Source organism: Cupriavidus necator A5-1 (genome assembly GCF_000744095.1).
In the GTDB taxonomy this organism is placed as follows: domain Bacteria; phylum Pseudomonadota; class Gammaproteobacteria; order Burkholderiales; family Burkholderiaceae; genus Cupriavidus; species Cupriavidus necator_A.
The window spans coordinates 3,824,996-3,847,580 of record NZ_JQLI01000001.1; the positions used below are offsets into that span (position 1 = coordinate 3,824,996).

A 22,585-nucleotide genomic window follows, 5' to 3' on the forward strand; every position below is an offset into this window, starting at 1 on the left:
GTTTGTCGTCAGGCTCGCCCCGTTACTTGCCAAGATACCCCTGCGCCCGGAACCACTCCAACGCATCCCGCAACCCATCCCGATACGGCCGCGGCGCATACCCCAACTCCCGCCGCGCCTTGTCCGACGTAAAAAACATCCGGTACTTCGACATATTCAGCCCGTCCACCGTGATAAACGGCTCCTTGCCGGTAAGCCGCGCCGCCGCCTCCGCCGCGTGTGCCAGCGGATACAGCGGCCAGCGCGGCAGCTGCATGGTCGGCGCCCGGCGCCCGCACAACCCCGCGATATCGCGCAGCATCTGCTGCAGCATCACGTCCTCGCCGCCCAGGATGTAGCGTTCGCCGGTGCGCCCGCGCTCCAGCGCCAGGAAATGGCCCTCGGCCACGTCGTCCACATGCGCCAGGTTCAGCCCGGTATCGACAAAGGCCGGGATCTTGCCGCTGGCCGCCTCGACGATGATGCGTCCGGTCGGCGTGGGCCGCACGTCGCGCGGGCCGATGGGGGTGGACGGGTTGACGATCACCGCCGGCAGGCCACGCTCGGCCACGAGCTTCTCCACCACGCGCTCGGCCAGCACCTTGCTGCGCTTGTACGCGCCGATGGCCTCGTGCGGGGTCAGCGGCGCGGTTTCGTCCACGGGCCCCTGGGCGCCGGCCACCCGCAAGGTGGCCACGCTGCTGGTGTAGACCACGCGCTCCACGCCGGCCTGCTGCGCAGCCTCCATCACGGCCAGCGTGCCGTCGACGTTGGTGCGCACGATGGCCTCGGGGTCCGGGGCCCATAGCCGATAATCGGCCGCCACATGGAACAGGTAGCGCACGCCACGCAGCGCGGCGGCCACCGCGGCCGGGTCGCGCATGTCGCCTTCCGCCACCTCTACCGGCAACCCAGCCAGGTTGGTGCGCGGGCTTTGCGGGCGCACCAGCACCCGCACCCGAAACCCGCGCGCCAGCGCCTGGCGCATCACAGCCGAGCCAAGAAAACCCGAGGCTCCTGTCACCAGCACGTCATCGTTTATCGCCATTAAGCCGTTTTCCCGGTGAGATGGACGCGCCGCAATCCTGCCCGGGGATCATCATCGAATCGCCCGGAAGCCGCCCGCAGGGCCGCAGCGCTGCCAGACAAAGCCGGCGTGTCGGGTATATAGTAACCACCGTGCGATGGAAATGTGATCTGCGATGGATCTACGTGCATCTCCATCCCGCCATTCCATACATGAAACTCGTTGCAAAGAGTTGGGGGTCTTCTCTATGCAGGTGATTCTTGCTCAGCCCCGGGGCTTTTGTGCCGGCGTGGTGCGCGCAATCGAAATCGTCGACCGCGCCCTCGTCAAGCACGGCGCCCCAGTGTTCGTGCGGCATGAGATTGTGCACAACAAGCATGTGGTAGAGGGGTTGAAGGAAAAAGGCGCGCGCTTTGTCGAAGAACTGGACGAGGTGCCCGCCGGCGCGGTGACGATCTTCAGCGCGCACGGCGTGTCGCGCCAGGTGGTCGCCGAAGCCAGCCAGCGCGAGTTGCATGCGATCGACGCGACCTGCCCGCTGGTGATCAAGGTCCACACCCAGGGCCGCCAGTACGCCGCCAGTGGCCGCACGGTGATCCTGATCGGCCATGCCGGCCACCCGGAGGTGGAAGGCACCATGGGCCAGATCCCCGGTAAGGTGATCCTGGTGCAGAACGAGGCCGAGGTCGAGCAGCTCGACCTGCCCGCCGACGCGCCGGTGGCCTACGTCACCCAGACCACGCTGAGCGTGGACGACACCCGCAATATCATCGCCGCGCTCGGGCGCCGCTTCAGCGACCTGGTCGGCCCGGACACACGCGATATCTGCTACGCCACGCAGAACCGGCAGAGCGCGGTGCGCGACCTGTGCAAGCTGGCCGACGTGATCCTGGTGATCGGCGCGACCAACAGCTCCAACTCCAACCGCCTGCGCGAGATCGGCACCGAAAGCGGCGTGCCCAGCTACCTGATCGCCGACGGCAGCGAACTCGATCCCGCCTGGGTGCGCGACGCCAACGTGGTCGGCATCACCGCTGGTGCCTCCGCGCCCGAAGAGATGGTCGAGGACGTGATTGCCGCGCTGCGCCGGCTGGGCCCGGTGGACGTCACCACCATGGCCGGGCGCGAAGAACACGCCGAATTCCGGCTGCCGGCCGAGCTGGTCGACGTCAAGCCGTCATCGGCCCCGCGCAAACCCGGCAAGGGCGCTGCCACGGCAGAGACCGCCGCCACGCCCGCGCCCGCCAACGAGAACATCGCCGGCTGAACCCAAACTGAGGAAGCTGCCTTGGCCATCCCGCTCCTGCAGGTCGCCCGCGTGGGCGCCTACATCGTCAGCAAGCATCTGTCGCGGCAGAAACGCTACCCGCTCGCGCTGATGCTCGAACCGCTGTTCCGCTGCAACCTGGCGTGCTCGGGCTGCGGCAAGATCGACTATCCCGACCCCATCCTGAACCAGCGCCTGTCGGTGCAGGAATGCCTGGACGCGGTCGACGAATGCGGCGCGCCGGTGGTGTCGATCGCCGGCGGCGAACCGCTGCTGCACAAGGACATGCCGGAGATCGTGCGGGGCATCATGGCGCGGCGCAAGTTCGTCTACCTGTGCACCAATGCCCTGCTGATGGAAAAGAAGCTGGACCAGTACGAGCCCAGCCCCTATTTCGTCTGGTCGGTACACCTGGACGGCGACCGCGAGATGCATGACCGCTCGGTCTGCCAGGAAGGCGTGTACGACCGCTGCGTCGAAGCGATCCGGCTGGCCAAGGAACGGGGTTTCCGCGTCAATATCAACTGCACGCTGTTCAACGATGCCCAGCCCGAGCGCGTGGCGAAGTTCTTCGACTCGGTCAAGGCGCTGGGCGTGGACGGCATCACGGTGTCGCCGGGCTATGCCTATGAGCGCGCGCCGGACCAGCAGCACTTCCTGAACCGCGGCAAGACCCGCCAGCTGTTCCGCGACATCCTCAGCCGCGGCCGCAGCGGCAAGAACTGGGCCTTCAGCCAGTCCACGCTGTTCCTGGACTTCCTGGCCGGCAACCAGACCTACCACTGCACGCCGTGGGGCAACCCGGCGCGCACGGTGTTCGGCTGGCAGCGCCCCTGCTACCTGGTGGGCGAAGGCTATGCCGCCACCTTCCGCGAACTGATGGAAGACACCGACTGGGACGCCTACGGCACCGGCAACTACGAGAAGTGCGCCGACTGCATGGTGCACAGCGGCTACGAGGCCACCGCCGTCGCCGACACCTTCGCCCATCCGCTCAAGGCGCTGGGCGTGAGCCTGCGCGGCGTGCGCACCAGCGGGCCGATGGCGCCGGATATTGCGCTGGACAAGCAGCGGCCGGCGGAATACGTGTTCTCGCGCCACGTCGAGATCAAGCTGGAGCAGATCCAGCGCGCGAAGCCGCCCGCGAGCCAGGCCCGGGGGGCCAAGGCCGCCGTCACCCACTGAAGGCAACTGCCGATGGCCGCGGAACCGGCAATCCTCGCCGCCACCCTGACGGGTGCTGCGCTGACCTGCGTGTCGGCGGGGTATGCGCTGGGCGCAGCGTGGGTATCGCTGCGCGCGCCCATGGCAAGCGCCGGCACGGCCGCGGCACCGGTCAGCGTGCTCAAGCCGCTGTGCGGGACGGAACCCCGGCTGTACGAGAACCTGGCAACGCTGTGCCGGCAGCGGCATCCGGCATTCCAGCTGGTGTTCGGCGTACGCGCGGCGGACGATCCCGCGATTGCCGTAGTGGAGCGGCTGCGCCGCGACTATCCCGGCTGCGATATCGCGCTGGTGGTCAATCCGCGCATCCATGGCAGCAACCGCAAGGTCAGCAACCTGATCAACCTCGGCGCGCAAGCGAAGCACGACTGGCTGGTCATTGCCGACAGCGACATCGCCGTGCCGCCCGACTACCTCGCGCGCGTGACCGCGCCGCTGGCCGATGCCGGCGTGGGCGTGGTCACCTGCCTCTATCGCGGCAACCCGACCGGCGGGCTGTGGTCGCGGCTCGGCGCGCAGTTTATCGATGACTGGTTTGCGCCGTCGGTGCGCATCGCGCATGCGGGCGGCTCGCGCCGCTTTGCCTTTGGCGCGACCATTGCGCTGCGGCGCGATATGCTGGCGGCCATTGGCGGATTCGAGGCCTTGTCGGACCGGCTCGCTGATGACTACTGGCTGGGCGAGCTGACGCGGCAGCAAGGGTTGCGCACGGTGCTGTCTGACGTCGTGGTCACCACCGATGTCACCGAGGAGCGCTTTGCCGACCTGTGGCGGCATGAGTTGCGCTGGCTGCGCACGATCCGGTCGCTCAATCCGCTGGGCTTTGCCTTTACGTTTATCACCTTCACCTGGCCGATGCTGGCACTGGGCGTGTGGCTGGCGCCGCTGCCGGCGGTTCTTGCGGTGGCGTTTGCCGGCGTGATGGCGCGCAGCGTGCTGGCAGGCAACATCGCCTCAGCCTTGCGTGCGCCTTTGCGCGATGCGCTGCTGCTGGCCGGCTGGGCTCTCGCGCTGACGGGCAAGCGTGTGCAGTGGCGCGAGCAAATGCTTTCGGTTCGTGACGGGCAGCACTCCGGACAAGCGCCTGCCCTCTCCCCCGCCCCTCTCCCGCAAGCGGGAGAGGGGCGAAAACCGGCGGACGTTGAGCCGCCATCGATGCATTCCGCAGGCCGCAATGCTGCAACGTTCGTCGATGTGACGACGTTCGACGCACAAGCGGTTCGCTCCCCTCTCCCGCTCGCGGGAGAGGGGCCGGGGGAGAGGGCCGGCGTATCCACGAAGTCCCTCCCCCAACCCCGACCCTTCACCGGCATCCATACCAAGAGGCCGCTATGAAAAAAACCCTGTTCCTCCAGGCACCTTCCTTCGACGGCTTCGACGGCGGCGCCGGTTCGCGCTACCAGGCCAAGCGCGAGATCAAGTCGTTCTGGTACCCGACCTGGCTGGCCCAGCCCGCCGCGCTGGTGCCCGACAGCCGCGTACTCGACGCCCCCGCTGACGGCCTGACCGTGCAGCAGACGCTGGATATCGCGGCGGAATATGAGCTCGTCATCATCCACACCAGCACACCCTCCTTCCCGACCGACGCAAAGTTTGCCGAGGAACTGAAGAAGCGCAAGCCCGAGGTGATGATCGGCATGGTCGGCGCCAAGCCGGCAGTCGATCCCGGCGGCACGCTGGGCGCCAGCGACGCCATCGACTTCGTCTGCCGCGAGGAGTTCGACTACACCTGCCAGGACGTCGCCGCGGGCAAGCCGCTCAACGACATCCTGGGCCTGAGCTACCGCCAGCCGGACGGCTCGCTCGAACACAACGGCCAGCGGCCGATGATCGAGAACATGGACGAGCTGCCCTTCGTGGCGCCCGTCTACAAGCGCGACCTGAAGATCGAGAACTACTTCATCGGCTACCTGAAGCACCCGTACGTATCGATCTACACCGGCCGCGGCTGCCGCTCGCGCTGCACCTTCTGCCTGTGGCCGCAGACCGTGGGCGGCCACCGCTACCGCACGCGCTCGGCCGAAAGCGTGCTGGCCGAGGTCAAATGGATCAAGGAGAACATGCCCGAGGTCAAGGAGATCATGTTCGACGACGACACCTTCACCGACTTCAAGCCGCGCGTGGAAGAGATCGCGCGCGGTCTGGGCAAGCTGGGCGTCACCTGGTCCTGCAATGCCAAGGCCAACGTGCCATACAGCACGCTGAAGATCATGAAGGAAAACGGCCTGCGCCTGCTGCTGGTGGGCTACGAGTCGGGCGACGACCAGATCCTGCTGAATATCAAGAAGGGCCTGCGCACCGACATCGCGCGCCGCTTCACCGAAGACTGCCGCAAGCTGGGCATCACCATCCACGGCACGTTCATCCTGGGCCTGCCTGGCGAGACCCGCGAGACCATCGAGAAGACCATCGCTTACGCCAAGGAAATCAACCCGCACACCATCCAGGTGTCGCTGGCCGCGCCCTACCCCGGCACCACGCTGTACCGGCAGGCGGTGGACAACGGCTGGCTGGAAGAGAACAAGGTGATCAACCTGGTCAACGACCAGGGCGTGCAGCTGGCCGCGATCAGCTACCCGCACCTGTCCAAGGAAGACATCTACCACGGCGTCGAGACCTTCTATAAGCGCTTCTATTTCCGCCCGAGCAAGATCTGGGAAATCGTGCGGGAAATGCTGGGAAGCTGGGACATGATGAAGCGGCGCCTGCGCGAAGGCGTGGAGTTCTTCCGCTTCCTGCGCTCGCACGAGGCCTGATCTGCCCCCAGCCGACCACCGCGCCCGCGCCCGCGCCGATCGTGCGCTGATCATCACCGCCGACGACTTCGGCCTGCATCCGGCCGTCAACGAGGCGGTCGAGCTGGCCCACCGCGACGGCGTGCTCAATGCCGCCAGCCTGATGGTGGGCGCGCCCGCTGCCGCCGATGCGGTGGCGCGCGCGCGGCGCCTGCCTTCGCTGCGCGTCGGCCTGCATGTGGTGCTGGCGGACGGCCCCGCGGTCTTGCCGCCTGCGCAGATTCCCGACCTGGTCGATGCGCAGGGCCGCTTCGGCTCGGCCATGGCGCGCGACGGCTGCCGCTTCTTCTTCCTGCCGCACGTGCGGCGCCAGCTTGCGGCCGAGATCCGCGCACAGTTCGCAGCCTTCGCCGCCACCGGGCTGCCGCTCGATCACGTCAACACGCACAAGCACTTCCACCTGCACCCGACCGTGCTTTCGCTGATCCTGTCGATCGGCCGCGAGTACGGCCTGCGCGCGATGCGCCTGCCGCGCGAAGCCGGTGCGCCGCTGTTGCTGCGCCCCTGGCTGGCGCTGCTGCGCCGCCGGCTGCAACGCGCCGGCATCGCCCACAACGACTACGTGGTCGGCATCGCGCACAGCGGCGGCATGGACGAATCCGTGCTGCTGGCAACGCTGGCGCGGCTGCCGGCCGGCGTCGGCGAAATCTACCTGCATCCCGCGGTGGTCTCGGGCGCGCGCATTGCGCCCAGCATGGATGGCTACCGCCATGCCGACGAACTGGCTGCGCTGCTGTCGCCGCGCGTGCGCGCCGCGCTCGACCATGTGACTGCGCGCCGCGGCGGCTTTGCCGATGTGCTGGCGGCCACCTGACTCCCTACGATGAAACGCATTGCTTACCTGACCGGCCTGATCGGGCTATTGGCGCTGACTGCGCTGGTGATCCATCAGGGCATCGGCGATATCGCCGCCATCATGGCGCAGGGCGGCTGGCTGCTGCTGTTGCTGGTGCCCCTTCACGCGCTGCCGCTGCTGCTCGACGCGCAAGGCTGGCGCGTACTGCTGACCTCGGCCGATCCCGAGGAGAAGGCGGGGCTGGGCTTCCTGTGGTGGGTCGCCACCGTGCGGGAGGCGGTGAACCGCTTGCTGCCGACCGTTGGCGTCGGCGGCGAACTGGTCGGCATCCGCCTGACACGGCTGCGCCTTCACGACACCACCGCGGTCACCGCCAGCATCGTGGTCGAAGTGATGACCACGCTGTTCGCGCAATACCTGTTTTCGGCCATGGGCGTGCTGATCCTGGTGGCCGCGCTGCAAGACAGCGGCGGGGCCTGGGTCATCCTGTCCGGGCTGCTGCTGTCATTGCCGGTGCCGGTGCTATTCGCGCTGTCGCTGCGGCACACCGCCGTGTTCGAAAAACTCGAGGGCGCGGCGCGCAAGCTGTTCGGGGAGGATCACCGCCTCGTCGCGATGATCGACGGCGCCCGGCTCGATGCCCAGATCCGCGCGCTCAACCGGCGCCGGCGCGAGCTGCTGGCGGCACTGGGCTGGCAGCTCGCGGGGCTCCTCAGCGGCACGCTGGAAATCTGGCTGGCGCTAATGCTGCTGGGCCATCCGGTGCCGATCTGGCAGGCGCTGGCGATCGAATCGCTGACGCAGGCCGCGCGCCACGTGGCCTTCTTCGTGCCAGCCGGGCTGGGCGTCCAGGAAGCCGTGGTGATGCTGCTGGGGCAGGTGCTGGGGATAGACGCGCAGGTCTCGCTGGCGCTGGCGCTGGTCAAGCGCGCGCGGGAAATCCTGTTCGGCGTGCCCGCGCTGCTGTCCTGGCAATGGGTGGAGCTGCGCCACTGGCGGCGCAGCCGTGACCGGGCACGCGGCGCCATGAGGTGATACCAGCAGCGCCCCCGCGCTCAGGCGTCAGGCGGCTGAACGCGCATTGTGGGTGGTCAGGTACTTGACCAGGCCGTCCACCCCGCTACGCGCGACGATATCCGCAAACTGCTTCCGGTACACCTCGATCAGCCACGCCCCCATCATATTGATGTCATAGATCTTCCAGCCGTTGGCGGTGCGCTGCAGCCGGTAGTCGATCTGCATCTCGTCAACGTTGTTGATCACGCGCGTCTGTACCACCACGTCGGTCGCGCCGCTGCCGGCCTTGACCGGCTGGTAGCGGAACTTGACGTTCTGCTCGCGCAGTTGCGCCAGCGACACCGCGTAGCTGCGCACCAGCAGCACCTCGAACTGCTCGTAGAGCTGCTTCTGCTGTTCCGGCGTGGCCGTGCGCCAGGCGCTGCCCACCGCCAGCCGCGTGGTGCGCTGGAAATCCGTATAGGGCAGGAACTGCTTCTGCACGACGGCGGTGATCTTGCCGAGATCGCCGGCGCGGGTGTCGGGGTTGGTCTGGATGGTGCCGATCACGCCCTCCACCGCGGCCTGGACCAACCGTTCGGGGCTGGCGCGCAGGTCGCCGGGCTGGACTGCCTGGGCGTGCACCGTGCAAACCATGGCCACCGCCGCGAGCGGTGCCAGGGGAAACAATGCGTGAATCTTCATGGACGTGAGTGCCGGGAAAGACAGTGGGGCAGCGTCGTCGCTGCATGACGGCGCATGCCTGACAGTTTATAGCGGATCGGCGCGGTTCTGACCCGGCATGCCGCATGCGCCACGCCGCCCTCCCGGGCGCCAGCCGATATACTCCGGGTTCGTGCTCCTTCCGGATCCGTCCATGCTGACTTCGCTGCTGACACGCATCGTCCGGCTTGCCACTGCCTGGCCGTGGCGGGTCATCATCCTGTCGGCATTGCTCACCGCTGTCAGCGGCGTCTACGTGGCCCGCAATTTTGCGATCAACACCGATATCGGCCGCCTGCTGGACTCGGATGCGCCGTGGGCCGTCCGCGACGCCGCCATCGGCGACGCCTTCCCGCAGCGCAACCAGCTGATCCTGGCGGTGGTGCAGGCGCCGGCGACGGAGCTGGCCGATGCCGCCGCCAACGCGCTGGCCGAGGCGCTGCGCCGGCAGCCGGCACGTTTCAACGCCGTCAGCCAGCCCGGCAGCGGGCCGTTCTTCGAACGCAACGGACTGCTGTTCGCCAGCACGGACGAGGTCCGCCAGCTCACGCAGCAGCTCGCGCAGGCGCGCTCGCTGGTCGGTGCGCTGGCGCACGACCCCACCCTGCGCGGCCTGGCCGATACGCTCACCACTACGCTGACGCTGCCGCTGCAGATGGGCCAGGTCAGGCTGGGCGACATGGCAAAACTGCTCGGCAGCAGCGCCGATACGCTCGACCAGGTGCTGACCGGCAAGCCCGCGGCGCTGTCGTGGGCCGGCATGCTCGACGACAGCCTCAAGCCCGGGCCCGATGGACAGGTCTTCAGCTTTGTCGCGGCCAGCCCGGTACTGGACTACAGCGACCTGCAGGCCGGCGCCGCGGCCTCGCGCGCGATCCGGCAGGCCGCCGCGGACCTGCAACTGGCGCAGCGCTACCAGGCCACGGTACGGCTGACCGGCCCGCAGGCGCTGGCTGACGATGAGTTCGCCTCGGTCAGCGAGGGCACGCTGCTCAACGGCGCGCTGACGGTGCTGGTGGTCGTGCTGATCCTGTGGATGGCGCTGCGCTCGGTGCGGCTGATCGTGGCAGTGCTGGCGAGCCTGTTCGCGGGGTTGCTGATCACCGCCGCGCTGGGGCTGGCGATGGTCGGAGCGCTGAACATGATCTCGGTAGCATTCGCGGTGCTGTTTGTCGGGCTGGGGGTGGACTTCGGCATCCAGTTCGGGGTGCGCTACCGCGCCGAGCGCCATGACCTCGACCACGTGATCGAGGCGCTCGGGCTGGCCGCACGCGCGGTGGGTACGCCACTGGCGCTGGCCGCGGCGGCCACGGCGGCGGCGTTCTTCTGTTTCCTGCCGACCGACTATCGCGGGGTGGCCGAGCTGGGCCTGATCGCCGGCGTCGGCATGATGGTGGCCTTTGCCACCACCTTTACGCTGCTGCCGGCGCTGATCACCCTGCTGCACCCCGGCGGCGAGGCCGAGGCACCGGGCTTTGCCTGGCTGGCGCCGTTGGACCTGTTTTTCGACCGCTACCGCAAGCCAGTGCTGCTGGTCACGCTGCTGGCGATCCTGGCGGGCGCGCCGCTGCTGCCGCACCTGCGCTTCGACTTCGACCCGCTGCACCTGAAGGACCCGAAATCGGAGTCGATGGCGACGCTGCTGGCGCTGAAGGACGCGCCGCAAGCCGGCACCGACGATGTCAGCGTGCTGGCGCCGTCGCTGGCGGCCGCGAGCGGGATAGCCGGCAAACTGGCCGCGCTGCCCGAGGTGGCCCGCGTGGTCACGCTGCAGACCTTTATTCCCGATGACCAGCCCCTCAAGCTGCAGGCCATCGGCCAGGCATCGGCGGCGCTGATGCCGGCCCTCACGCAACCCACCGCCACGCCGGCAAGCGATCTGGTGCGCGTGAACGCGCTGCGCAATGCTTCGCGCCAGCTGGCCATCGCCGCCGAGGAGCATCCCGGCCCCGGCGCCGCCGAGGCCGCGCACCTGTCCGCCACACTCAAGACGCTCGCCGCCGCCGACGCGGCCATGCGCGACCGCGCCGAACAGGCCATCGCGCTGCCGCTGCAGCTGGCGCTGGCCAAGCTGAAGCTGGCGCTGAGCCCGCAGCCGGTCAGCCAGCAGACGCTGCCGCCCGAGCTGGTGCGCGACTGGCTCACGCCGGATGGCCGCGCACTGGTCAGCATCAGCCCCAGGGTGCCGCCGGCCGGCAGCGCGCAGCGCGAAGCCGCGCTGGACCGCTTTATCGCCGCCGTGCAGCGCGTGGAACCCACCGCCACCGGCGGGCCCATCGCCATTCGCGGCTCGGCCGACACCATCATGACTGCCTTCGCACAGGCCGGTGCCTGGGCGGTGGTGTCGATCACCATCCTGCTGTGGATCACGCTGCGCCGCTTTGCTGATGTGCTGCGCACGCTGGTGCCGCTGCTGGTATCGGCCATCGTCACGCTGGAGCTGTGCGTGTTGTTCGGCATTGCGCTGAACTTTGCCAACGTGATCGCGCTGCCGCTGCTGCTGGGCATCGGCGTGGCGTTCAAGATCTACTACGTGATCGCCTGGCGGCACGGCAAGACCAAGCTGCTGCAGTCGAGCCTGACGCATGCGGTGCTCTACAGCGCCGCCACCACCGCCACCGCGTTTGGCAGCCTGTGGCTGTCGCAGCATCCCGGCACCGCCAGCATGGGCAAGCTGCTGGCACTGGCGCTGGCCTGCACGCTGATCGGCGCGGTGTTCTTCCAGCCGATCCTGATGGGCCGGCCGCGCGAAGATGCGCACCTCGGCCATGACAAACCCGTCCGGCCATAACGGCCATCCGTCACAACAACAGTAATCATCCCGCTGCGCCGCCCGATGCCTTCCGCTACACGCCTTCCGCGCGCGCATGCCGCGCGCCTCGCCCTCGCCGCCGTCGCCGTCGCCACCGCCATGCTTGCCGGCTGCGCGACCGGCCCGAATGCCAATCCGGACGATCCGCTTGAGCCGATGAACCGCGCGGTGTACACCGTCAACGACAAGCTCGACGAGTATGTGGCTACCCCCGTCGCCAAGGGCTACAAGGCGGTCACGCCGGAGCCGGCGCGCACCGCCGTCACAAACTTCTTCTCGAACCTCGCGGACGTGGGCAACTTTGCCAACAACCTGCTGCAGGGCAAGGGCGTGGACGCGGCGGAGACTTTTATGCGGGTGGCGATGAATTCGGTGCTTGGCATTGGCGGGCTGATCGATATCGCCACACCGGCCGGGCTGCAGAAGCATTCGCAGGACTTCGGCCTGACGCTGGGCACGTGGGGCGTGCCATCGGGACCCTACTTGGTGCTGCCGCTGTTCGGTCCCAGCTCGTTCCGTGACGGCGTGGGCCTGTACGTGAATTTCCAGTTCGATCCGATCACGTATGCCGAGCCGGCAGTGCGCAATTCCCTGTTCGCGATGAACGTGGTGGATGTGCGCACCAACCTGCTGGGCGCGACCGACCTGCTCAAGCTGGCAGCGCTGGACAGGTACGCCTTCGTGCGCGACGGCTACCTGCAGCGGCGCCGCAACCTGCTGGGAGAGAGCACGGCGCTGCCGGACTACGGCGACGACGAGGACAGCGGCGAAGCTGCTGCCCCGGCCGCCGCGCCAGCCACGCCAGCCGCACCAGCCGCACCGGCCGCACCAGCGGGCACGCCGGCGCCGGCGCAGCCAGCGGCGCCGAACTGACGCAGCCTTAGCTGCCGATCCCCAGCAGCACCACCTCGAACGTCAGCGTGGCATTCGGCGGGATCGTGCCCGGCACGCCGCGCGCGCCGTAGGCGGTGGATGCCGGGCAGGTCAGCTTGGCCTTTCCGCCCACCTGCATCGCCTGCACGCCTTCGGTCCAGCACGGGATCACCCGGTTGAGCGGGAACGAGATCGGCTGGCCGCGCTTGTACGAGCTGTCAAACTCCGTGCCGTCGGCCAGCGTGCCGCGGTAATGGACCTGCACCGTGTCGGTGGCCTTGGGCGAGGCGCCGTTGCCCTTGACCAGGTGCTGGATGGTCATGCCCGACGCCAGCGTCTGCGGTGCCGCGGCCGGGGTCGCGGGGGCCGGGGTCGCGGGCGCCGATGCTGCCGGGGCAGCCGCGGAAGCGGCGCAGGCGAAGGTCAGGGAGCCGAGGAAAAGCGCGAGTTTTTTCATGAGGAGCCCGTTGTGATGTCGTGATGGGGATGTGGCAGTTTAACCGAGGCCGGAAGCCGGCCCCGGCGGGAAGAGCAGCGACCGCCCCTTGGCTGCGGCGGCACATAGCGCACAACATGCGTGCGCCAGTCCCATTGGGCCGGTTTAGACGCCCCCGCCCGTTGCACATACCGTTTTGCGGTCTACGATGGTTGTTGACAGCCCGGCACCTGTCGGGCACACGGAGGGTGCCATGGCACAGACGGATTCCAGGGACCTCGCGGTCTCGACACAGAGCCCCCGGTCGGTCGAGCGGTTCGAGACGGCCCTGCGCTTGCTGAACGGCTATTATGGCGACCCGCTCGCCATCATCGATGCGGCCCTGGCGGAGAACCCGGACTTCGTCATGGGCCACGCGCTGCGCGCGGCGCTGATGGTGACCTCGGGCGACGGCACGGCAGAACCCATGCTGCGCCAGAGCGTGGAAGCCGGCGAAGCCCTGCACCACCTTGCCAACGAGCGCGAGCGCCGCCATATTGGCGCCGCGCGCGCCTGGCTCGACGGCAATTTCAGCCGCTCCAACCAGCTGTACGGCGAAATCGTGATCGACTATCCACGCGACCTGCTGGCGCTCCAGGTCGCCCACCTCGGCGACTTCCTGCTCGGGCAGTCGACGATGCTGCGCGACCGCGTCGCCCAGGCGCTGCCGCACTGGGATGCCGGCATGCCCGGCTATGGCTTCCTGCTCGGCATGCACGCCTTCGGGCTGGAAGAAACCCAGCTCTACGAGCGTGCCGAGGAACGCGGGCGCCGCGCACTGGAACTGAATCCGCGCGACCCGTGGGCCGTGCATGCCGTCGCGCACGTGATGGAGATGCAGGGCCGGCTGGCGGACGGCATCGCCTGGCTGGACGCGCGCCGCGACGACTGGGCCGACGACAACATGCTGGCGGTGCACAACTGGTGGCACCTGGCGCTGTTCCAGCTGGAGGACGGCCGGATCGAAGACGTGCTGGCGCTCTACGACCGCTATATCAGCCGCCCGGCGCCCGCCATCGCGCTGGACCTGGTGGACGCCACCGCGCTGCTGTGGCGCCTGCGCCTGCGCGGTGTCGACACTGGCAAGCGCTGGCAGCCCGTGGCGGACGACTGGCTGGGCCGCGGCGCGGCCGGCTACTACGCCTTCAACGACGTCCATGCCGTGATGGCCAGCCTTGGCGCGGGCCGGCGCGAGGCCGCTGCCGCGGTGCGTGCCGCATTGCAGCGCGCGGAACTCGGCGACGGCACCAATGCGATGATGGCGCATGACGTGGGCCTGCCGGTGGCCGACGCCCTGATCGCGTTCGAGCAGGGCGACTACGAGACCGCCATCGAGCTGCTGGCGCCGGTGCGCCTGGTCGCGCACCGCTTCGGCGGCAGCCATGCGCAGCGCGACGTCATCAGCCTGACCCTGATCGAGGCCGCCTTGCGAGCCGGCCGCTCGAACCTGGCCAATGCGCTCACCGCCGAACGCGCCGCGCTCAAGCCGATGAGCCCCAGCCTGTACCGGCTGGTGCAGCGCGCCGATGCGTGCCGCGTGTAGCGCGACCCGGTGCCCCGGCCAACGCATCGCCGCTTATACTGCACAAGCCCTGAACGGAGCCCTGCCCCATGCCCAAGCTAGTCCGCAACCTGCTGCGCCCCGCCCTGGTTACCGCAGCGCTGGCGCTGGCCGCCCTGCCCGCCGTGGCGCACCACGGCTGGTCCACCTACGACGAAACCAAGCCGCTGACGCTGACCGGCAAGATCGTCGAAAGCCACTACGAGAACCCCCACGCGCATATCCGCATCGAGGCCGGCGGCAAGCGCTGGCTGGCCATCCTGGCCCCGGTCTCGCGGATGGAGGCGCGCGGCGCCACCGCCGACAAGATCGCCGTGGGCCGCGAGGTCACGCTGGTCGGCTACGCCAGCAAGGAAAAGGCGGACGAATTGCGGGCCGAGCGCATCACCGTGGACGGCAAGACCGTCGAGCTGCGCTGACCCGCCACGCGCGGCATGCAGGCATTGCTGGCGCAATGGACTGAGTGGGGCGCCGAGCTGGCGCGCCTGCCGTTCTCGGCCGCACTGCGTGGCTCGGCCTGGGCCTACCCCGCGGTGGAGATCGTCCACCTGGCGGGCATGGCGCTGCTGTTCGGTTCCATCGTGGTGGTGGACATGCGCCTGGCGGGGCTCGGCCGGCAGTTGCCGGTGACCTTGCTGCTGCGCCACGCGCTGCCGTTTTCCGTCGCGGCCTTTGTCGCGGTGGTGGGCAGCGGTGCGCTGCTGTTCCTGGCCCATGCGGATGAGCTGGCCGGCAATCGCGCCTTTCTCGTCAAGCTGTGCCTGATCGCGCTGGCACTGGCGAACGTGGTGTGGTTCCACACCGGGCCTTATCGCAGCCTGCGCGACGCGCAACGGGGATGGGACGTGGGCACCGCGCCGCCGGCGGGCGCGCGCATCAGCGCGATCGTGTCGTTGGTGGTGTGGTCGCTGGTGATCTGTGCGGGACGCCTGATTGCCTATGTCTGAGACGCGAGGCACACTGGCGTGCCTTGCCGTCCCTTGCCTGCGCCGCAGGACCCTGGCACTGCCAGACAACGCTCATGGAAAATTCGACAAGAACACGCTGGCTCGTGGGCGGCCTGCTCGCGCTGGGCGCGGTCGCGGCCACGGCCATTGCGCTGAAGACAAAATCCTATCTCGATTCGTCGGCGCCAGGCGCCGGCGGCTTGCGCATCGACGCATCGGACATCGCGCGCGTGAGCCGCGGCAAACTGATCTACGCACAGCAATGCGCCGCGTGCCACGGCGCCAAACTGGAAGGCCAGCCGAACTGGCGCGAACGCCTGCCCAGCGGCCGCATGCCGGCTCCGCCGCATGACGCGTCCGGCCACACCTGGCACCACCCGGATGCCGTGCTGTTTGGGATCACGAAGAACGGCCTGGTGCCCGGCATCACGGCGCCACAGGGCTATATAAGCGATATGCCGGCGTTCGGTGCGATCCTATCTGACGACGAGATCATTGCCGTGCTCGCCTATATCAAGAGCACCTGGCCGGCGAAGATGGCGGCAGCGCAGCGCGACATGACGGAGCAGTCCAGGGCGGGGCACTAGCGTCCTCACGCCGCGCAACTTGCCTGGCGCGCTAAACGGGCGCCGGCGACAGCATGCCCAGCACGGCCACCAGCGCCAGGACCAGCGTGGCGGCGCCTGACTCCAGCATCAGGCTGCGCCGCAGCGCGCGAATCGCCACGCCCTGATCCCCGGCCTGCAGCGCCTGTGCCAAGCGGGGACTCAGCCGGTAGCGGTTGGCCGCGGCCAGGCCCAGCATCGCCACGAACAGCGCCAGCTTGCCGGCCAGCAGTCCGCCGTAGGACATCGGCGCCAGGTCTGGCAGGACCGGGCCCACGATGAACCAGTAGTTGACGGCGCCAGTCAGCACCAGCGTCGCGACAATGATGGTGCCGATGCGGGCAAACCCGTTCGACGTGCGACTCAGCAATTTCATGGCCTGCGGGCCCGATGCCGGCTGTGCCAGCGACAGCAGCACAAAGGCCGCCAGCGCGCCGGCCCAGGCCCCCGCGGCCAGCAGGTGCGCCGCGTCGGCACCAAGGTGCAGGTAGCGCCCGACCCCGTCATTCATCGCGCCGTGCCCGCCCCACGCCAGCGTGGCAAGCGCGATCCCGGCAAACGCTGCCAGCGCCGCCAGCCGCGTACCGGGCCGCGCGCGCCCCGACAGGGCGGCAAGCAGGCAGAGCACCAGGGCAACCAGGCGCACCGACCAGGCCACGCCGAAATCGGTCCCGGTGACGATCGTCCCGAAGACATGGCTTTGCAAGACCGCATACTCGTCAGCCCCGCTCATCGCCTTGGCCATCACCGCGATGCTGCCCAGCGAAAGCAGGATGCCGGCTATCGCACCTGTCCGTGCCATGACCTGGCATCGGGCCGCGATCCACGAAGCGCGTTCATGGCCGTGCAGCGCGTACAGGCAGAACAGCGGCAGCCCGAACAGCAAGGCCAGGTCGACATACAGCGCGAAGCGCAGCCCGACAGCCACCCAGTCCATCGGCGTTCACTTGACGGTGAAAGCGATATTCCCGGTGATGGGATGGGTATCCGGCGACACGGCGCGCCAGTCCACGCGATAGCTGCCGGGCGACAGCGCACGCGCGGGCGTGATCACCATCGCCTTCGGGTCGTCGCTGCCGGAGACCTTCGCGGCGACCTTCATTGGCGCATGGTCGGCCATGCCCGGCATGCCGGTCATCACCAGGTTGGCGCCGGAGAACTGCGTGAGGAGGTTCTCCGAGAACAGCAGTTCGATCTTCTGCGGGGCGGCCACCTCGGCTTTGTCCGCCGGTGCGGAAGACACCAGCTTCGGATGTGCGAAGGCAACACTGCTGGCCAGCGCGAGGGTCGCAGCGAGCATCGATCGGATCAGGGGGCGCTTGGCATGCATTGTTTTTCTCCGGGAATGGATGATGAGGGGTTCGGGTCAGAACCAGAGCCGGACACCGGCGACGAAGCGGGTTTCGCCCGCGCGGCCGCCGGATGCCCGGATCATGTCGGCCGTGTTGCCGAAGGCCTGGTAGCGCTCGACGCCGATATAAGGCGCGAACTGGCGGCTGAACTCATAGCGCAGGCGCAGGCCCACGGTGCCGCTGGACAAGCCGCTGCCGATGCCGACCTCCGGGTCGTTCTTGCCATAGAGGTTGGCCTCGATGCGCGGCTGCAGGATCAGGCGCTGCGTCAGCAGCAGTTCGTACTCCGCGGAAAACCGCATCGCCGTGCGGCCGCTGGTGCCGACATAGGCGGTGGCATCGACCTCGAACCAGTACGGCGCCAGCCCCTGCACGCCGAACGCCAGCCAGTTGCGCGCCGGGCGCCGGCTGCCGGCGTCGTTGCGGATACCCAGCTGGGTATCCCAGTAGCTGGCGATGGCGTGTCCCCACAGCAGTTCGGTGCGGGCCTCGTGCAGCTTGCCCTTCGATGCCTCGCCCTCGGCCTTGAGCACCAGCTTGTTGTACGAGGTGCCGAACCACGCCTGCGCCTCGTAGGCGGCGGCGTTGCTGCCGCTGGCGTGGGCCCATTCCAGCCGGTCGACCAGCACCGAGGCGAACAGGTGCTCGTCGGCCATCACCAGCTGGCGCTTTTCGCCCAGTGCGTACTTGCCGACGCCCAGCTGGTAGCCGCCGGAATAGGCATGCGGATCGCGGGCATCGGGCGGCGCGCTGCCGCCCTGCATCTTCATATCGCCGTGGTCCATGGCCGGGGCGGACGCGCCGCTGCCCTGCTCCATGGTGTCCATGCCTCGCATGTCCGTCATCGGTGCGCTGGCTGCCTCCATCCCTTGCATCTGGCTGTGATCCATTTCCGGCATCGGGACCACAGCGTTGGCGGCGGGCGCGGCGTGGTGGTGGGCGTGGCCGGCGTGCGGGTCCTGCGCCGAGGCGGCACCCGTGGCGGCCATTGCCAGCACCGCGGCAAGGATCCTGGTGGCTTGCAACATGGGGATTGCGGATTGAAGTGCAGACATCAGGCCACCACCACTTCGCGGAACATGCCCGCATCCATATGCAGCATCAGGTGGCAATGCCAGGCCCAGCGACCCAGCGCATCGGCGGTGACCAGGAAGCTGATGCGCTGCGCCGGCTGCACGGGGATGGTGTGGCGCCGCGCCAGGAAGCTGCCGTCGGGCGCTTCCAGTTCGCTCCACATGCCGTGCAGATGCATGGGGTGCGTCATCATGGTGTCGTTGTGCAGGATCACGCGCAGCCGCTCGCCGTACTTGAAATACACCGGCGTCGAATTGCCGAACTCCACGCCGTCAAACGACCACGTGTAGCGTTCCATATTGCCGGTCAGGTGCAGCTCGACCTCGCGCCCGGGGCCGCGCGGGTCCATCGCGCCGCCGATGGTGTGCTGGTCGGCCAGCGTCAGCACCCGCCTGCCGTTGTTACGCAGGCCGATGCCGGGGTCATCCAGGTTGGTGCGGGCCATGTCGACGCGCATGTCGGTGCTGGCACCGTATTCGGTGCGGGCATGGCGGGCGGTCTTGCTGGGGACTTTGAGCGGATTGCCGGCCATGCTCGCCATGGCATGCTGGCTGTGGTCCATCGCCATCGCACCATGATCCATGCCCTGCATGGCGCCGTGGCTCATGCCGGGCATCGCCATACCGCCGTGATCCATGCCCTCCATGCCACCCATCTCGCCCATCATGTCGGTCATGGTCAGCCAATCCGCCTTGTCCAACGCGGGCACCGGCGCGCTCAGCCCTTGCGTCACGGCCAGCGTGCCGCGCGCATAGCCGGTGCGGTCCATCGCCTGCGAGAAGATGGTGTAGGCGTCGTCGCGCGGCTCGACGATGACGTCGCAGGTCTCGCCGGGGCCGAAGCGGAATTCATCCACCGTGACCGGTTCGATGTCCTGCCCGTCGACCTCCACCACCCGCAGCTTCAGCCCGGGGATGCGCACGTCGTAGAAGGTGTTGCCCGAGCCGTTGATAAAGCGCAGCCGCACTTTCTCGCCGCGGCGGAACAGCCCGGTCCAGTTGCCGGCCGGCGGGACGCCGTTGGTCAGGTAGGTCAACGTGGCGCCGGACAGGTCCGCCAGGTCGGTCGGGCTCATCCGCATCTGGTTCCACATGCGGCGCTTGTCCAGCGCCTGCTTCAGCCCATCGCGCGAAGCATCGCGAAAGAAATCGACCACGGTCGGCTGGTTGTAGTTGTAGTAATCGCCCTGCACCTTGAGCTTGGTCAGCACCCGCATCGGGTCTTCATCGGTCCAGTCGGACAGCAGCACGGTGTGGTCGCGGTCGGCCTGCATGCCTGCCTGACCCGCGGGCGGATCGATGACGATGCCGCCGTACACGCCGGTCATCTCCTGGAAGCCCGAGTGCGAGTGGTACCAGTAGCTGCCGCGCTGCGCGACCTTGAAGCGATAGGTGAAGGTTTCGCCGGGAGGGATGCCGGCAAAGCTGATGCCCGGCACGCCGTCCATCTCGAACGGCAGGATGATGCCGTGCCAGTGGATCGAAGTGGCCTCGCGCAGGCGGTTGGTGACGCGGATGGTGACGGTGTCGCCTTCACGCCAGCGCAGCGTGGGGCCGGGCAGCATGCCGTTGATGGTGGTGGCGACCCTCGGCTTGCCGGTGAAGTTGACCAGCGACTCGCCCACCACCAGGTCGAATTCCGTGCCGCGCAGCACCGGCGCCGTCCCCGCGGCGGCCTGCGCCGGCCGCCCCGCCGGTTGCGCCCAGGCACCGCCGCCAAGGCCGGACAGGCCGGCCACCACGCCGCCGGCAACCAGCCCCTGAACGAAGCGGCGGCGGGGAAGATCGGGCAGGAGAATGCCGGTGGCTGGGTGGCGTTGCATGAATCGGATCCGTTGTCTGAGGCAGACCAAGCGTAGCCGGGGCCACCCTACCCGCGCCTGACCTGGACATGACAATCCGGTAATCTTGGCGTCATGTTGACGCTCGCGCCGCTGGCGTAGAGTTGCCGGACCCTGCCAGCGCGGCGGGCCGGATCGATCGGAAGGAAGGGCGCTGATGAAACTGCTTGTGGTGGAAGACGAGTCCAAGACCGGCGAATACCTGCGCCAGGGCCTGACCGAGGCGGGCTTTGTCGTCGACCTGGTGGCAAACGGACTGGACGGCCAGCATCTGGCGATGACCGAGCCGTATGACCTGGTGATCCTCGACGTGATGCTGCCGGACGTCGACGGGTGGCGCATCGTGCAGGCGTTGCGCGCGGCGCAGAACGCCGTGCCGGTGCTGTTCCTGACCGCGCGCGACAGTGTGGCCGACCGCGTCAAGGGCCTGGAGCTGGGCGCGGACGACTACCTGGTCAAGCCGTTCGCGTTCTCCGAGCTGCTGGCGCGCGTGCGCACGCTGCTGCGCCGCGGCACGGCGCAGGTGGCGCTGGACCGCATCCAGGTCGCCGACCTGGTGCTGGACCTGGCCCGCCGCCGCGCCACGCGCGGGGGCCGGCGCATCACGCTGACCAGCAAGGAGTTCGCCCTGCTCGAACTGCTGGCACGCCGCCGCGGCGAAGTGCTGCCGCGCTCGCTGATCGCCTCGCAGGTGTGGGACATGAACTTCGACAGCGACAGCAATGTGATCGACGTCGCCATCCGCCGCCTGCGCGCCAAGATCGACGACGACTTCGAGCCCAAGCTGATCCAGACCGTGCGCGGCATGGGGTATGTGCTGGAGGAGCCGGAACAGGCGGAGCCGGCGGGGGATGGCGAATGAACGCCCGCCTGTCGCTGACGGCGCGGCTGACCATCCTGTTCTCGCTGTCGTCGGCGTCGGTGCTGCTGGGGCTGGGTGTGCTGATCTGGCTGGCGATGGACCGGCATTTTGCCGACGAGGACTACGCCGTGCTGGGCGACAACGTCCGGCTGATCCAGAAGATCGCGACCGAAGGCCCGGCGAGCGCCGTGCCGCAGCGCCTGGCGCAGACGCTGGAGCACCATCCGGGATTCGTCGCCGAGGTGCGCACCGCCGACGGCAACAGCGTGTATGCCACGCAGGCGTTCGACTTCGGCATCGCGCGGTCCGCCGCTGCGAAGCTGCCGGCGGACCGCGATATCTTCGCCTGGGAGCAGCAGGGACAGACTTACCGCGGCATGCGCGCGGTGGCACCGGTGCCGGGCGCCCAGCCGGAACGGCTGCAGATCGTGGTCGGCATGGACACCGCGCTGCACGCCCATTTCATGCATGCGTTCCGGCAATCGCTGGCCTTCTACACGGCGCTGGCCGCGCTGGCCAGCGGCCTGCTCGGCTGGTGGGCGGCCCGGCGCGGGCTGGCGCCGCTGCGCACCATGGCCTCGCGCGCGCGCACGGTCACCGCGCACAAGCTCGATGAGCGCATGCCGGTCGAGGCCGTGCCGGTGGAAATGGCGGACCTGGCCGCGACGCTTAATGCCATGCTCGAACGCCTGCAGAGCGATTTCAACCGGCTCTCGGAGTTCTCGTCGGACCTGGCGCATGAACTGCGCACGCCGCTGACCAACCTGATGACGCAGACCCACGTGGTGCTGTCGCAGCCGCGCAATGCGGCCAGGTACCGCGACGTGCTGACGTCGAACGCAGAGGAGCTGCAACGGCTGGCGCGCATGGTGTCGGACATGCTCTACCTGGCCAAGATGGAGCACGGCATCACGTTGCCGAACGCGGAGCGCATCGAGGTCGCGGAGGAAGTCGCCGCGTTGTTCGAGTTCTACGATGCGCTGGCGGAGGACAAGGGCGTGCGACTGCAGCAGCGTGGCAGCGCGCGCATCACCGGCGACCGGCTGATGCTGCGGCGCGCGCTCAGCAATCTGCTTTCGAATGCGCTGCGGCATACGCCCGCGGGCAAAGGCATCGTGGTGGAGATCGCGCCGCGCGCCGATGCGGTGGCGGTGGTTGTCGAGAATGAAGGCGAGACCATTCGGGCTGAGCTGCTGCCGTCGCTGTTCGATCGCTTTTTCCGCGCGGACAAGTCGCGGGCGCGGCCGGATTCGGATGGGGCGGGGTTGGGGTTGGCGATTACGCAGGCGATTATGGCTGCGCATGGCGGGAGTGTTGCGGTGGAGTCGGTGGGCGGGAGGACGCGGTTTGTGTTGATGTTTCGGGTGTAGGGTCACC

At 68.5% G+C, this 22,585-nt stretch carries 20 protein-coding genes and 1 pseudogene; 14 read left to right on the forward strand and 7 right to left on the reverse strand.

The features are described from left to right. Nucleotides 1-22: 22 nt before the first annotated feature. Nucleotides 23-1,027 (reverse strand): hopanoid-associated sugar epimerase, encoded by a 1,005-nt coding sequence (gene hpnA / locus K307_RS16995; protein ID WP_042879828.1) that lies wholly within the window; start codon nt 1,025-1,027, stop codon nt 23-25. A 226-nt stretch (nt 1,028-1,253) separates the two neighbouring features. On the opposite strand from hpnA, the gene ispH reads away from it, so the two are divergent. The 6 genes and pseudogenes from ispH to K307_RS17025 all read left to right on the forward strand — a co-directional run bounded on the left by ispH (nt 1,254) and on the right by K307_RS17025 (nt 8,123). Further along, nucleotides 1,254-2,273 carry a 4-hydroxy-3-methylbut-2-enyl diphosphate reductase gene (gene ispH / locus K307_RS17000; RefSeq protein WP_042879831.1) on the forward strand — a complete coding sequence of 340 codons (1,020 nt, stop codon included), beginning with the start codon at nt 1,254-1,256 and terminating at the stop codon, nt 2,271-2,273. Nucleotides 2,274-2,294: 21 nt separating this feature from the next. After that, nucleotides 2,295-3,458, forward strand: a complete 1,164-nt coding sequence (hpnH, locus tag K307_RS17005) for an adenosyl-hopene transferase HpnH (RefSeq protein WP_042879833.1) — start codon at nt 2,295-2,297, stop codon at nt 3,456-3,458. 12 nt (nt 3,459-3,470) lie between these two features. Then, a pseudogene (hpnI, locus tag K307_RS17010) lies at nt 3,471-4,625 on the forward strand (bacteriohopanetetrol glucosamine biosynthesis glycosyltransferase HpnI); the annotation flags it as partial. 203 nt (nt 4,626-4,828) lie between these two features. Beyond that, entirely contained in the window at nt 4,829-6,253 is a 1,425-nt protein-coding gene (gene hpnJ / locus K307_RS17015) for a hopanoid biosynthesis associated radical SAM protein HpnJ (RefSeq protein WP_042879835.1), read from the forward strand. A 46-nt stretch (nt 6,254-6,299) separates the two neighbouring features. Continuing rightward, nucleotides 6,300-7,106, forward strand: coding sequence for a hopanoid biosynthesis-associated protein HpnK (gene hpnK, locus K307_RS17020; RefSeq protein WP_042879837.1), 807 nt, complete (start codon nt 6,300-6,302; stop codon nt 7,104-7,106). 9 nt (nt 7,107-7,115) lie between these two features. Continuing rightward, complete coding sequence (locus tag K307_RS17025) at nt 7,116-8,123, forward strand: lysylphosphatidylglycerol synthase domain-containing protein (protein ID WP_042879839.1); 1,008 nt, start codon at nt 7,116-7,118, stop codon at nt 8,121-8,123. Nucleotides 8,124-8,150: 27 nt separating this feature from the next. Here K307_RS17025 and K307_RS17030 read toward each other — a convergent pair whose 3' ends face one another. Then, entirely contained in the window at nt 8,151-8,789 is a 639-nt protein-coding gene (locus K307_RS17030; protein ID WP_042879841.1) for an MlaC/ttg2D family ABC transporter substrate-binding protein, read from the reverse strand. Between the two features lie 172 nt (nt 8,790-8,961). Here K307_RS17030 and K307_RS17035 point away from each other — a divergent pair, with 172 nt between their 5' ends. Further along, nucleotides 8,962-11,598, forward strand: a complete 2,637-nt coding sequence (locus tag K307_RS17035; RefSeq protein ID WP_042879843.1) for an MMPL family transporter — start codon at nt 8,962-8,964, stop codon at nt 11,596-11,598. A gap of 120 nt (nt 11,599-11,718) precedes the next feature. Beyond that, the gene (locus K307_RS17040; protein WP_419187154.1) at nt 11,719-12,492 is read left to right on the forward strand and encodes a VacJ family lipoprotein; all 774 of its coding nucleotides are present in this window, start codon (nt 11,719-11,721) and stop codon (nt 12,490-12,492) included. Nucleotides 12,493-12,499: 7 nt separating this feature from the next. Here K307_RS17040 and K307_RS17045 read toward each other — a convergent pair whose 3' ends face one another. After that, entirely contained in the window at nt 12,500-12,949 is a 450-nt protein-coding gene (locus tag K307_RS17045) for an FKBP-type peptidyl-prolyl cis-trans isomerase (protein ID WP_042879846.1), read from the reverse strand. Nucleotides 12,950-13,181: 232 nt separating this feature from the next. On the opposite strand from K307_RS17045, the gene K307_RS17050 reads away from it, so the two are divergent. The 4 genes from K307_RS17050 (at nt 13,182) to K307_RS17065 (ending at nt 16,062) form a co-directional block, all read left to right on the forward strand. Continuing rightward, nucleotides 13,182-14,510 carry a tetratricopeptide repeat protein gene (locus K307_RS17050; protein WP_042879848.1) on the forward strand — a complete coding sequence of 443 codons (1,329 nt, stop codon included), beginning with the start codon at nt 13,182-13,184 and terminating at the stop codon, nt 14,508-14,510. Between the two features lie 68 nt (nt 14,511-14,578). Then, the gene (locus K307_RS17055; protein ID WP_042879849.1) at nt 14,579-14,947 is read left to right on the forward strand and encodes a DUF6152 family protein; all 369 of its coding nucleotides are present in this window, start codon (nt 14,579-14,581) and stop codon (nt 14,945-14,947) included. A gap of 15 nt (nt 14,948-14,962) precedes the next feature. Beyond that, nucleotides 14,963-15,475: a DUF6644 family protein gene (locus tag K307_RS17060; protein WP_042879850.1), complete on the forward strand. Its 513-nt coding sequence runs from the start codon at nt 14,963-14,965 to the stop codon at nt 15,473-15,475. A gap of 74 nt (nt 15,476-15,549) precedes the next feature. After that, nucleotides 15,550-16,062 carry a c-type cytochrome gene (locus K307_RS17065; protein ID WP_042879852.1) on the forward strand — a complete coding sequence of 171 codons (513 nt, stop codon included), beginning with the start codon at nt 15,550-15,552 and terminating at the stop codon, nt 16,060-16,062. 31 nt (nt 16,063-16,093) lie between these two features. Here the strand turns inward: K307_RS17065 and copD are convergent, their stop codons facing one another. The 4 genes from copD to K307_RS17085 are packed head-to-tail and all read right to left on the reverse strand — an operon-like array spanning nt 16,094 to nt 20,328. Continuing rightward, nucleotides 16,094-17,017 carry a copper homeostasis membrane protein CopD gene (gene copD, locus K307_RS17070; RefSeq protein ID WP_042879854.1) on the reverse strand — a complete coding sequence of 308 codons (924 nt, stop codon included), beginning with the start codon at nt 17,015-17,017 and terminating at the stop codon, nt 16,094-16,096. 6 nt (nt 17,018-17,023) lie between these two features. After that, a complete protein-coding gene (copC, locus tag K307_RS17075; RefSeq protein ID WP_042879856.1) occupies nt 17,024-17,410 on the reverse strand; it encodes a copper homeostasis periplasmic binding protein CopC in 387 nt (128 codons plus the stop codon). A gap of 36 nt (nt 17,411-17,446) precedes the next feature. After that, nucleotides 17,447-18,460, reverse strand: coding sequence for a copper resistance protein B (locus tag K307_RS17080; RefSeq protein WP_042879858.1), 1,014 nt, complete (start codon nt 18,458-18,460; stop codon nt 17,447-17,449). A gap of 26 nt (nt 18,461-18,486) precedes the next feature. Continuing rightward, nucleotides 18,487-20,328 carry a copper resistance system multicopper oxidase gene (locus K307_RS17085; RefSeq protein WP_042879859.1) on the reverse strand — a complete coding sequence of 614 codons (1,842 nt, stop codon included), beginning with the start codon at nt 20,326-20,328 and terminating at the stop codon, nt 18,487-18,489. Nucleotides 20,329-20,503: 175 nt separating this feature from the next. On the opposite strand from K307_RS17085, the gene K307_RS17090 reads away from it, so the two are divergent. Both K307_RS17090 and K307_RS17095 read left to right on the forward strand, forming a co-directional pair. Beyond that, the gene (locus tag K307_RS17090) at nt 20,504-21,208 is read left to right on the forward strand and encodes a heavy metal response regulator transcription factor (RefSeq protein ID WP_042879861.1); all 705 of its coding nucleotides are present in this window, start codon (nt 20,504-20,506) and stop codon (nt 21,206-21,208) included. Further along, nucleotides 21,205-22,578, forward strand: a complete 1,374-nt coding sequence (locus tag K307_RS17095; protein WP_042879863.1) for a heavy metal sensor histidine kinase — start codon at nt 21,205-21,207, stop codon at nt 22,576-22,578. The genes K307_RS17090 and K307_RS17095 overlap by 4 nt, the downstream gene beginning before the upstream one ends. Nucleotides 22,579-22,585: the final 7 nt, after the last annotated feature.